This window comes from Haloarcula rubra (assembly GCF_019599465.1).
GTDB lineage: Archaea > Halobacteriota > Halobacteria > Halobacteriales > Haloarculaceae > Haloarcula > Haloarcula rubra.
Map to the genome: position 1 here is coordinate 1 of NZ_RKLR01000027.1, position 12,230 is coordinate 12,230.

At 57.5% G+C, this 12,230-nt stretch carries 9 protein-coding genes and 1 pseudogene; 4 read left to right on the forward strand and 6 right to left on the reverse strand.

Features of this window, described 5'->3' with window-relative positions; translation table 11 throughout:
* A partial coding sequence (locus EGH21_RS23645) for an integrase core domain-containing protein (RefSeq protein ID WP_220618984.1) occupies positions 1 to 119 on the forward strand: 119 nt, incomplete at its 5' end.
* Between the two features lie 56 nt (positions 120 to 175).
* Positions 176 to 5,521 carry an NEW3 domain-containing protein gene (locus EGH21_RS23650; RefSeq protein ID WP_220620862.1) on the forward strand — a complete coding sequence of 1,782 codons (5,346 nt, stop codon included), beginning with the start codon at positions 176 to 178 and terminating at the stop codon, positions 5,519 to 5,521.
* Here EGH21_RS23650 and EGH21_RS23655 read toward each other — a convergent pair.
* Both EGH21_RS23655 and EGH21_RS23660 read right to left on the reverse strand, forming a co-directional pair.
* Positions 5,496 to 6,143, reverse strand: coding sequence for a hypothetical protein (locus EGH21_RS23655; RefSeq protein WP_220620863.1), 648 nt, complete (start codon positions 6,141 to 6,143; stop codon positions 5,496 to 5,498). The two genes, EGH21_RS23650 and EGH21_RS23655, sit on opposite strands and share 26 nt — an antisense overlap.
* Positions 6,144 to 6,316: 173 nt before the next feature.
* Entirely contained in the window at positions 6,317 to 7,561 is a 1,245-nt protein-coding gene (locus tag EGH21_RS23660) for an FAD-dependent monooxygenase (protein WP_220620864.1), read from the reverse strand.
* 84 nt (positions 7,562 to 7,645) lie between these two features.
* Between EGH21_RS23660 and EGH21_RS23665 the strand changes: the two genes are divergently transcribed.
* On the forward strand, positions 7,646 to 8,302 hold the full coding sequence (locus tag EGH21_RS23665) for a helix-turn-helix domain-containing protein (protein ID WP_220620865.1): 657 nt from the start codon (positions 7,646 to 7,648) through the stop codon (positions 8,300 to 8,302).
* Between the two features lie 107 nt (positions 8,303 to 8,409).
* Here the strand turns inward: EGH21_RS23665 and EGH21_RS23670 are convergent, their stop codons facing one another.
* Positions 8,410 to 8,652: a PRC-barrel domain-containing protein gene (locus EGH21_RS23670; protein WP_220620866.1), complete on the reverse strand. Its 243-nt coding sequence runs from the start codon at positions 8,650 to 8,652 to the stop codon at positions 8,410 to 8,412.
* Between the two features lie 383 nt (positions 8,653 to 9,035).
* On the opposite strand from EGH21_RS23670, the gene EGH21_RS23675 reads away from it, so the two are divergent.
* The gene (locus EGH21_RS23675; RefSeq protein WP_220620867.1) at positions 9,036 to 10,289 is read left to right on the forward strand and encodes an RNA-guided endonuclease InsQ/TnpB family protein; all 1,254 of its coding nucleotides are present in this window, start codon (positions 9,036 to 9,038) and stop codon (positions 10,287 to 10,289) included.
* 1 nt (position 10,290) lies between these two features.
* On the opposite strand, the gene EGH21_RS23680 is transcribed toward EGH21_RS23675, so the two are convergent.
* The 3 genes and pseudogenes from EGH21_RS23680 to EGH21_RS24330 all read right to left on the reverse strand — a co-directional run.
* Positions 10,291 to 10,959: a nucleotidyltransferase domain-containing protein gene (locus EGH21_RS23680; RefSeq protein ID WP_236035800.1), complete on the reverse strand. Its 669-nt coding sequence runs from the start codon at positions 10,957 to 10,959 to the stop codon at positions 10,291 to 10,293.
* A gap of 266 nt (positions 10,960 to 11,225) precedes the next feature.
* A complete protein-coding gene (locus EGH21_RS23685; protein ID WP_220620868.1) occupies positions 11,226 to 11,579 on the reverse strand; it encodes an Ig-like domain-containing protein in 354 nt (117 codons plus the stop codon).
* Positions 11,580 to 12,079: 500 nt separating this feature from the next.
* Positions 12,080 to 12,230: pseudogene (locus tag EGH21_RS24330) on the reverse strand (RNA-guided endonuclease TnpB family protein); the annotation flags it as partial.

Consider the following 12,230-nt stretch of genomic DNA (forward strand, 5'->3'; position numbering starts at 1 on the left):
GGAGGGGCAGTCAATCCAGCGCGAAACAGTGGCTACGACGCTTCAGACACCACTACAACCACGAACGACCGAACCAGGCACTCGACGGCAAAACGCCAGGTGAGGTCATCCAGAACTAGACAGTGCCAATCAAAGCATTCATCTACTAGGTGACAAAAAAGAAGGGTATCTGAAAATGGACCGGGGGGTGGAGGCATTTCTAAGTGTCACGTTCGCTGTACTGCTCGTTTCGAGTCCCGTCGCTGCTGTAACGTCTGTCCAGTCGCCAACAGAAACAGGGACAGCATCAAGTGTCACGGTGGGGGGCGACGTTGCTCCATCGTTCGGGTCACAGTGCCGGGAAATCAACGGACACAAATACTGTCTCAAGGACGTTTGGGCCGAATCAAGCCAGGTCCAGCCCGGCGAGACAGTGACTATCAAAGCTGTCGTCGAGAACGAAGGGTCGAAGATGGGGACCATCAGTACGTATCTGGGTGTTCGTCCCCCTGGTGAAACGAAGAGCTATCCCGACGGCAAGAAGGAATACGACATCGCTGTCGGCGAGCGCGTCACGCTGGAGTACCAGTACCGCGTGCCCGAGTCCGGTCCAACCGGGGAGTACGAAGTGACCGTCGATGTCTGGACGGGCAACGATGCGGAGATGTTCCACTCCTCGGGATGGCAGCAGGTTTTCGAAGTGAGGGACCCGACCACGAACGCACAGATAACCGATATCGACCCGGACACTGGGACCTACGAGCCCGGTGAGACGGTTGATACCCGAGTGACCGTCGAGAACACCGGGGATACGCAACACACGTTCTACGTCGGCTACAGTGTTCGTGATTCCAGCGGTGACTGGTGGGACAACGACGGGACGACTCACGAGCCGATTACTCTGGAACCCGGCGAACGAGACAGTGTTACAGTCGCATGGGATGTTGAAGATAGCGCGCCTGCAGGGGAATATGACGTCTGGACTGCCCTCTATACTGGGCAAACGAGTGATGGACTCGAAAACCGAATCGACGATGCCAGTGATGCGAGTGTGTTCTCGATAGCAGAGTCGAACACGAGCCCCACAGCGAGCCGAGAGTCGCCGGACAGAGACGTCTCGATAGAGACCGGTAATTCGGTGCAGTTCACACTTGCTGCCGATGACGCAGACGGAGACCTCGATGGTGTCGAGTGGTACGTCAACGGCGAGTTCATCGAAGCGACGAGTCTCAGCGGGAGCGCTGACAGGAGTGAGTGGACGGGGACGTTCGACGAACCCGGCAGCTATACTGTCGAGGCGATGGCATTCGACGAGAACGCTGAGTACAGTGGTGTCGTTGGCTGGTCGGTGGAAGTTACAGAGCCGACAGAAATCGATGGCCAGCTTACCGACCTGGACGCCGCATCCGGAGAGTATGCGGCAGGTGACGTTGTCCGGTCGAGAGTCGAGGTTGAAAACACTGGCAACACAGAGCATACGTTCTACGTCGGCTACAGCGTCCGCGGTCCTGCTGGGGACTGGTGGGATAACGGTGGCGCCACCCACGAACTGATTACCCTCAACCCAGGTGAGCGTGACAGCGTCACCGTTGGGTGGGACGTTCCCGATAGTGCTCCGGCGGGAGAGTACGATCTCGTCACAGCGCTGTACGCCGGCCAGAACGGTGGCGAACTACAGGACCGACGAGACGACGATTATCGGGCTGGTGCGTTCCGGATTGCCAGTCAGAACACGGCCCCAACTGCTGAACGTCGGTCTCCGGACAGTGACACAACCATCGATGTCGGTGAGGCGGACAAGTTCAGTCTGGCTGCGACAGATCAGAATGGGAATCTCGACGGTGTCGAGTGGTACGTTAACGGTGAGTACGTCGAGACTTCGGGTCTCAGCAGCGGTAGCGATACCGGTGCCTTCACCCATCAGTTCGACGACGCAGGCACCTACACTATCGAGGCAGTTGCGTACGACACGGAACGGCGATACAGCGACCTCGTTTCCTGGACGGTCACTGTCCGAGAACCGACCGAAATCACGGCCGACATTCGGGACGTCGAAATGCCCTCCGGTGAGTTCGACGCCGGTGATACTGTTACGACGCAAGTTCTAGTCGAGAACACTGGCACTACAGAGCATACGTTCTACGTCGGCTACAGCGTCCGCGGTCCCGACGGCGACTGGCGATCGAACGACGGGCGCACTGACGAATCTGTTCGCTTAGCGCCTGGTGAACGAGATGTGGTTGAGCTTGAGTACACCGTCCCAGACGATGCTGAGCCCGGCGAGTATGATGTCTGGACCACGGTGTATGAAAACAAGGACGGCGGCCGCCTCCAGAACAAACACGACGAAGTGCGTGCTGATGCTGTTTTTGAAGTCATCAACACGAACGTCGCACCGACGATTCAACGGGAGGTACCCACCAAACAGATTGAGCGTGCCAAAGACACGCCCGTCGTTTTCAAAGCAAGTATCGAGGACCAAAACCGGAACATCGCCGGCGTTGAATGGTATGTTGACGGCGACTTCGCCTCCGAAACCGACGCTGCCGGGAGTACTGATACTACAACGTGGGAAACGGTCTTTGATCAGCCTGGTACCTATCGTGTCACCGCGGTGGCGTACGACACCGAGCGCAGGTACAGTGGTCGGATTTCATGGACAGTAACTGTCACCGAATCAGCTGACGCTGACATCAGCATTGTCGAGTCCCCAGCAGGTTCCTACGGTGCAGGTGAGGATGTTCGAACCAGCGTCTCGGTCACCAACACTGGCCCCATGCATCACGACTTTTTCATCGGCTACAGCGTGCGCGGGCCCGAGGGGATGTGGTACGACACGCTGGGGCTGACTGGCCGTGAACTATCTCTTGACTCCGGCGAGCAGCAACAAGTCACTCTCTCATGGCCTGTCCGGTCAGAAGTGCCCGCTGGCGACTACGATTTGAAGGTGGCCGTCTGGCAGGGCACCGACCGCCAATCGCTGACAAAATCGGTCGACGAGCGTGTCATCACCGATGCATTCGAAAAGTCCTCCAACGTCGACGCCAGGATTGACGCCATCACTGTCGAATCAGAGCAGATTTCGACCGATAGTTCAACCACCGTCGTCTCCAGAATCACGAACACTGGCTACGTCGATCATAGATTCGACATCCGGATAACCGGTATCTCGCCGGATGGCAATCGTCATCCGAACCTGTTCACTCTCCCGGAAGCCATCGGAGCGGGAATGACTGACCGAGTCGAACAGGGGTGGTTCGCGCCGAGCTGGGCCGAGAAAGGCCTTTACGATATTCAGGTGGAGGTAATCGATAGCGATGACGGTAATCGAGTTGTTGCGTCGAAAACACTCGACGATGCGGTTCGAGTCGGCAAAACGCCATCTGATACGGTCAAAATCGAGTCGAAGTCCCAGGTCAACGGGATCTACAATCCTGGAGAGACGGTATCAGCAGAAGCCGTGATTCGAAACACTGGCTCCGAGCCAGGGCGATATTACGTGCGGTATCAGGCTCGGACAGACGGTGGGGATTGGGAGAACAAAGCCCGAACTGTCGCTGCCATCCAGCCAGAAAGTACCGATACGGCGTATCTCTCGTGGTACACCGATGATACTGCCGGGGGGAGCTACGACACTCGCATCGTAGTGCAGTCGATTGATGAAACAATCGTCGCGAGAGACCAATTCGACGACACCATCGATATCGAGCGACGTTCCGCCCCACCAGGTGGGTACGAACTCACAATCGTCACAACTGGGGCTGACGGTGAGCCACTTGACCGCGCAGTCACTGTCGGCGGGGCCACAACCCATCATGTGCGCACCGGGTCTGATGGGAAAGTAACCATCACTGGCCTCTATGAATCCAATCCTGGGAGGCTTCCAGTCGCAAATATCTACGTTAATCAGCCTGGTTCGCTCACCCCAACGACCCGTGACATCGTCCTCTCAAACGATGGAACGACGGCCGAGTTCTCGTTCAGCGAATCTGTTACAGTTCGGGGCGAGGTCTATCGGAACGACGGTCCGGTCATCGAAGATGCTACAGTGACGATTCGCAGCCAGCCGGCAGCGACCGATGCCAGTGGGGAATTTACGATGGATGAACCGTATTCCATACCGTCTAATCGGGACCATATTGATGCGACTGTCACTGTCAAGCGTGACGGCGAACTGCTGAAACGGACCGAAAAGGAACTCAGCCCTGGGCAAAACGACATCGATATTATCCTCTACGGGGAGTCACCAATCGACCTCGAAGAAGCCAAGATTGGATTCCTCAGGGGGCGAATCGCATTCAATGATAATCCGCGACAGCACAGCAATCCTGGGTTCATGCTGGGCTGGATTGCCAGTGGGATCGCCGTCTTTGGGGACGTCCGGGACGCTGGTGATGCCGTTGGTGACGGCGATTGGTCCGATGCCGGTATCACGTTACTCGGACTCGCACCCGAAATCGGCGATGCAGCTAAGAGCTCGAAGATCATCTCCCGCATCTCACGATACTGGACTGGCGGTCGAATCACGTTGGTGAAATTTGCGGCGAAGACAACGAAAGTCCCGGCGAAGGCTGTCAAACGAATCGATTCAGCCTACCCTGCAATCAATCCAGCGACGACCTTGACGACCAGGTACAACCTTGCCGACGATGTTGTCCAACAACTGGCGAAGAACGGTGCGCCCATGGATCAGGCTGCTTCGCGAGTTGCAGTAATCAAAAACCATGGGAACGGCCGTCTCTCCGACATTGCTGACCGGGTTCGCGCCGGCGGGACATTGAAAACCGAGTCGATCAAGGCAGCGACAACCGGTCTCAGAAGCGAACATGGGATTTCAGAGTCGAGTATCGATGCAATACGTCGTCAGTACAACCCCGTAATCATTGAAGATGGATTCAGCCAGATTGCACGGTGGCGTGACAGAACCAGCCTAACGAGCAGGACAGATACCGGGAATCTCGTCGGTGACGTGACCGAAGCCCTCGCTCTGCGCCGTGTCAAGGGACTTCATCCTGACGCGACGGTCGTGAGCGACCTCCGTGGCAAACAGCCGGGCCTCTATCTCCGTCAGGGCCTCGGTCTGGGGAGCGGTGACTTCGATTACGTACTCGTCCGTGTCACCGAGAATGGCGAGTACGAAATCAAGCGAATATACGAGGTGAGTGCAGAGGAGCCCTCCGCGTACAAACAATCCGAACAGATCCGAGAACAGCTGAGCGACCTCCGTAACGGTAACCGACAGGTCAAGAGTAAGGTTCTGGATGCGGATGATTTCGACAGCGTAGATCCATCCAGTGACCATTACACAATCGGCCCTCGTGAATACCACACAAGCAGTCCCAAGTACGATACCGGATACGACCACGCTGTGCGATACGATCGGGACGAGATTCAGGACATCAGTGAGGCCTACAAGAACCACAAGCTCGATTCCAACCCTTCGCTTCGGCCGCCGACCACTCAGCAACGCCCATCCGTGACGCCTCCGTTCGACCCTGCCTATTCACAGCCCACGATCACGAGACCTGCGACTGTACCCTGAACAGTAGCTTTGCGAGTATGTCGATAACGAAGTTCCGGTCGACGGTCGCACTCCCAACGCCTGTGACCTTAGCCGCGATTGGACCGACAGTACCGGTAGTCCGAACCACGGTCTGGTCGTTTGACTGTTCGTACACCTGAACCTGTATGCGTTGATTACTCCCAACCGTCGTTTGCTCTGTCGTCCCATTTCCCGTTACCTGACTCTCTGCATATGTGCTGGCTGCCGACCCCGTCTCGTGGATCGTAACTGCAGTCAAGAGATAGGATGGTGTGGTTTCATTCTCCCTATCGCGAAGGAATGTCCGAGAGTGATAATTGGTGATGTTGTACTCGATAAAGTCTCTTGAAAGGGTAACCGGATGGTCTTCGGCCGTATACTCGGATTCCGTTTCGAGTGAAAACGGTCGGTCTAGGCTGTTGGCATAGGGTAATACTCTCTCCGTGTCAACATCCGGTGAGATACTCGGCCCGGATGTGCCATCAGCGAGGACAGTCTGTGATGCTGGCGGCTGTTCGGTAATAGTCTCAGTCCCAGCATCGTTCCCTGAATCCCAGACGAGTGTGTTACAGCCTGCTGTCGAGACAAGCAGCAGTAGACAGCAGATTGCATGCAATCGCATATTCATCCTTGTGCAAGTTGCATAGTCAATAGAATCATTCCATTGATAACGATGCTGTCTTCGGTCGTACTGGCCGCGTTATCCCCTTAGGTGTCCGTTTATAACCGACGATGAGGTCAACGTCGCGCCGGCGTTGCTCAAGCTTCAACCGCCAAAAAATACGTCTGTAACACTCATACCCCACCCGGTTCACCCTCCGGGAGCGAAGTCCCAGCGGCCTGGCGGCGTCGCAGGTGACGGAACACCGCATCGGGCATGGCACTGATGACGGCGTTACGGAGCCGACAGCCGAGTCCGGACTGCAGCGTCCCGAGGCGCCCGAGGCGGTGTGATTCGCGACGAACACGGTTCGCACGGGGTTTGCGTTCGCTCTCGTAGGCTTCGAACGCCGCGTCGGAATCGTCGGTGGCCGCGATGGCGTCGGCAAGTGTCAGCCCGTCTTCGATGGCCTGTGCAGCACCCTGGCCGGCGAACGGGAGCATGGCGTGAGCAGCGTCACCCGCCAGGACGACGCGCCCACGCGACCACGTGTCGAGTGGCGGGAGGTCTTCGAGTTCGCTCTCGATGACGTCAGTAGCATCGAGCGCGTCGAGGAGAGCGGGAATCGGCTCGGGATAGTCGGCGAGGTACTCGCGAAGCGCCGCCTCGACTGTATCGGGGGCCATCGGGCCGTCGGTGAGCGACTCGGGTGCCGTCGCGAACCAGTAAAACCGGTCCTCGTCGACTGGTGCCCCGCCGGTGTACGTACCGTCACCCCACACCTCGAACCCCTGGGTCCGGTACGGGTCCGGCAGGTCGAGCGTCACGAGAGCACGGTACGCCACAGCGTCGAGGGGGCGGGGTTCAACACCGGGAGCGACGCTCTTGCGGACCGTCGAGTGGATGCCGTCCGCACCAACGAGGATGTCAGGGCGTCTCCTGGTACCGTCGTCGAAGTGGACCACGGGCGAGTCGGTGTTGCTGACGTCCACGCAGTCCATCCCGGTCCGGACGTCCGCCTCCAACGCTGTGAGAAGGATACGCTGGAGATCGGCACGGTGGATAGCGACGGCTCCGTACCCGAATTCACTTCGTTCGATGGCGTCCAGCTCGAACCGTGTCATGAACGCGCCATCGGGGGCGCGCAGTCCACCACGCTGGAGAGGCACACCCGCCTCGCGGATGCGGCCGGCAACGCCGAGGCGATCGAAGACCAGCATGGCGTTCGTCTGGAGGAGGATACCGGCGCCGACCGGCCTATACTCGGCTGCTGCTTCGTACACTGTCGGTGAGACACCGCGCTGTTCGAGTGCGACGGCAGTGGTGAGTCCACAGATGCCACCACCGATGATGGCGATATCCTGCTGGGCTCCGTGCACAGTGGATGACTGATTCGATACGGCCCGGGTCGTGGGCGTCGAGGCGTCTTCGGCCGTCATATGCCGAGATACGGCACAGAAGCGGAACGGGTTGCTGGTGGTCATCCGCGCTGTTTTAAATAAGACGCTCGGGTGGGTGTTGCTATGCGGTATCTGACAGTCAGCCTGAGGCCCACCGATGGAGAGGGGTTCCACCCGCTCGGGAAGCGACTCACAGCGGAGGCGTCGATCCAGCGGGAGGCGATCCACCACGTGGAGCTCATCGATGACGGGACGATGCTGATGCTTGCGGAGGGCAGCGGCGACCGAGAGCGCTACGAGGATATCATGGCTTCTTCATCGTTCGTCCACGAGTACATGGTGTCGGGAGAGGAACGCTGGATGGCGGTGAGTAGGTTCGATCCGACAGAGCCCGTCCGACGGGTCATGGAGTGGCGAAGACAGGCCGACGTCGTCGTCGAGACCCCGATTCTGTTTCGGGCCGATGGCTCCCAGCGAATCACCGTCATAGGGGACGAGGCGGCGTTCAAGGACATGTATCAGGAGGCGATGTCGCTGGATTCGTTTGCGTTCGAGGTCGTCGAGACCGGTGAGTACGATCCGAACACCGAGCGGTTCACGCGGTCGCTGACGCCCCGACAGCAGGAGGTGCTGGCGGCAGCCGTCGACGTCGGGTACTACAGAGCGCCACGAGAGGCAACGCACGAAGACGTCGCAGCGGCTGTTGGGTTGGCTCCCTCGACCGTTGGCGACCATCTCCGGAAAATCGAAGAACGTGTCTTCGAGACGATCGTTCAATAAGACCGCGCTGCACTGACCGCATGGTCTGTACACTCGACTCGGGAACTACTCCCCGGAGCCGACGGCGACAGCGTCCTCCCACCCAGCTAAGAGTGCTGTCGCTGCCGTCATTCTGGCGGTGATACGATCACGTGATCGGAAACCCCATCAAGTGTCTCGGCTGGGAGCTGCACAACCCCGTCTGCATTCGCTTCGATTCCGAACAGTTCGGAGTGGTCTGTCTCCACGACTAGCGTTTCCAGCGACCCGGACGCTACATCCAGCGTCACGTTGTGGAGGATGCCGAGTTCTCGACCATCCGTACTCAGCACTCGCTTCTCGGCGAGTTCATTTGCGAGGACCTGGGGCATATCACGACAGTTGTAGTGGTTGAAAATAAATGTGTATATCCACTGACGCAGGTGAGTTAGCATCATCGCCTCCGATTTGCAGGCGGGTGTTTGGAGGACTCGAGCAGAAACGATGAAAATGTACACAGTGGTGGTACAGCGGCTACACTACCGCGACGAGTAATACCACAGTCCCGACAATGAGAACAGTATCTTCTCTACGGGGTCAATCCTCGCAAGCCGAGAGCTCTTTCGTATCAGACACGTCCTAGGATTATAGAAAGTGCGAGGCGAAAACCCACGGCTTTAGCCGTGGGATGAAGCCGACAACTGGGAACCAAACCACGCCCCAGTAGCAGGCCGACTCCCCAGCGTTTAAGAAATGCTAGTGCTACATATAAGATATGGACGTGCGGCGTACCGTCCCTGTTGCACTCGACGTGGACAGCGACGACGCCGTACTCCTCGAAGACACCGTAGACACGTTTCTCTGGTCGGCACAGTACGTCGTAGACCACGCTTTCCAAGGCGAGTACGTCACCACCAGCAAGACCACGCTGGACGACGAAACCTACGACGACGTACGCGAGAAAACGGACGGGTTCAACGGTGGACTGGTACAAGCCGCTCGAAACAAGGCCGCTGAAGCCTGCAAAAGCGTCGTTGCACGCTGGAAGAACGGTAAGAAGGCATCAAAACCCACGTTCACCAGCCCGCATATCGTCTACGACAAACGCACTGCGACGTTCCACGACGACTACGTGAGCCTCGCCACCACAGACGGTCGCATCGAAGCCGACTACATTCTGCCCGAGGAGGGGAGCGACACGCCGCACTCGGAGTATCTGTTTTCAGACGAGTATGAAACAACGGGTGCGGAACTGCACTCCCACGACGGCGACTGGGTGCTTCACATCCACTGCAAGCGGGACGTAGAGTCCGACACGTCGGAGAAGGCAACACCTGAGAACGGAACGGTTCTCGGGGTTGACCTCGGCGTGAACACCCTCGCCGTCACCTCGACGGGCACGTTCTGGACGGGCGACGAGTTTGACCACTGGCGACGTGAGTACGAGAACCGTCGTGGCTCACTCCAACAATGCGGCACGCGCTGGGCACACCAGAACATCCAATCCGTTGGGCGGAAAGAAGAGGGGAGGTTCAAACAGATGCTCCATCGCATCAGCAACGAACTCGTTGCAGAGGCCCGCGAGAACGAGTGTTCGGTGATTGCGTTCGAGGATTTGACGGACATTCGTGAGCGGACTGGTGCGTCGTGGGGGCACAAGTGGGCGTTCGATCGCTTGTACGAGTACGTTGAGTACAAGGCCGAAGAATACGACATTGTGGTTAAGCAGGTTGACCCTGAGAACACGAGTCGGCGGTGCTCACACTGTGGGTTCACTCATCCCGACAACCGCGACGAAGAGGAGTTCGAGTGCCTGAAGTGCGGGTATGAGAACCACGCAGACTACAATGCCGCGAAGAATATCGGTTTGCGGTACCTCCGTCGCAACCAAACTGGAGGTGACGGAGGCGCACCCTTGGGCGTGCGCTTGAACAGCGGGACATTGAACGTGAACGGAGGCTATTCTCCTGCCGAGGAATCGGCTAGAACGGGAGTCCACGCTGAATCCCACGACTTCAGTCGTGGGTAGCTCAATCTCCATTCGCGTACACTTCCCTACGAATATCGGAGAGTTGCTCAGACCGGACAAGTATGAGTCCCTCGTCGAACTGCTGCCGTAGCCTATCGCCGATCCGTTTCGCGCTTTCGGTTGACTCAACGAGGACTTCGAAGTTGTAGCGGTCGCCTACAAACTTCGTTTGCTGGAGAGTGCTCACAATCGACTGGACAGTTCGGCGAGCCTTTGTCTTGTCATCCTCAACGAAGACGAGAATGTCGATATCACTCGCGCGATCTGCCGTGCCTCGTGCGACGCTGCCAAAGAGAAGCACACCAACTAAATCATCAACTTCTGCCTGGACCCTGTCGACAAAGGCTCTGATGGGCTTGTGAAATTCAGACTGGGGGATAGATAAGACTGAATCAGGTTTCGTGAGCCGGTCACGATGGATACTCACGTACTGCTTACGGCCTTCTTGCCGCGTTTGGACAGTACCGAGTTGTTTGAGCAGTTTGACGGCCTTTGAGACGGTCGCCTGATTTCCGTCGACCATCTCAGCCAACTGCCCAATAGTGAATTCGTCATACGGCTCTTCAATCAACCGCGACAGCACGTCTTGCATCGCCTGATACCGAAAGACGCGCTCATCGGGAAACGGATACTCTAGAGCGAGTGTTGTCGGCTCTTTCCTATTGGGCATACTATTCCTATTAGGAATGATTCTGTATAAATCCTCCTTCTTGAGGCTTAGGTGGAATCCTTAGAGACGGACATGAATCGCGTGCAAGATACAGAGGATACAGTCAGCAAACCGACCTCATTTCTTTCGTCTACTCTCCAGTGTACCCAAGACACTCCGTTTGATCAACCATCACACAGGTACACGAGTCTGAAACAAGACGGTCGTGTGAGAGTATCGAACGGTAAGTCGATATGCCAATCTGTAAATCTCGATCGGGCTGAGAGCTACTCCACTCCCTCAGAGAGGTGGAGTTCGCCGTTGCTGATTTCGAGAAATATCGTCTGGTCGGGGTCGTCAGAGACTTCAACGACGGCAGTTTTGGCCACTGTGTCGTCGATACTGGCTATGACGGTGTATTCTCCAGGTTGAAGCAAGTTCACTGTGCATCCAGCCTGGTCCGGGAGCAAGTGGTATTCGGTATCATGGTACACGTCGCCGCCTTGTTCAATCCGTAATTGGATATCGTATTCGGCGGTTTGGTCGTGATTGCGGATATGGAGGTCTTCGCTTTCAAGCCGCCAGCGCGTCGTCGAATCAACCAGCTTCTCGGCATGGTCGAAGGGGGAGGGCGTGCCCATATGCGTGTCGTCGGCAGGTACTACTATCGACCTGGCGAAGGCTCAAAATCTGGTTTGAGTTGTACAGCTGCGGACGCTGGGCTTCAGCCGCAGTGGGGCGGTACAGCGGCGTCGGTTCGTGACTATCGCACAATCTGTTGTGCCGACGAGCTGGCCGGTAGAGAGCGCTCGTTCAGCAGATCCACACTGATGCCGTCGCCGCGGCCAACGCACTGGCCACGCTTTCCGAGGCAACCGAGCCCGACGTCAAGACGCCCGACAGATGATGACGAGTGGGACGAAACGGTCGAGGTCGCGCGAGAGAAAGCCGATATCGCGCCGTCGAAAGAGACGCTGACGACGAAGACTATCGACGAACGAGAGTACCGCTACCTGCAGTGGCCCGAGGGTCGGTAGGTAAATCGCCTCGGGGCAAGTGGTTCGAGAGACTTCATCTCTCGTCATCACGAGACGGCTGAGCCGTCTCGGACGACCCCGAGGCTTTCGCGTGGACTCCCGTTCTATGCCTCAACAGAGGCAGGGGGTACGTACTCCCCACTCACGTTCAGCGTCCCGCGATTCAGGCGCACATCTACGGGTGCGCCTCCGTCGCCTGCGTTTTGCCTGCGACGGAGATACTGCAATCCGATGTTCTTCGAGGCGTTGTAGTCG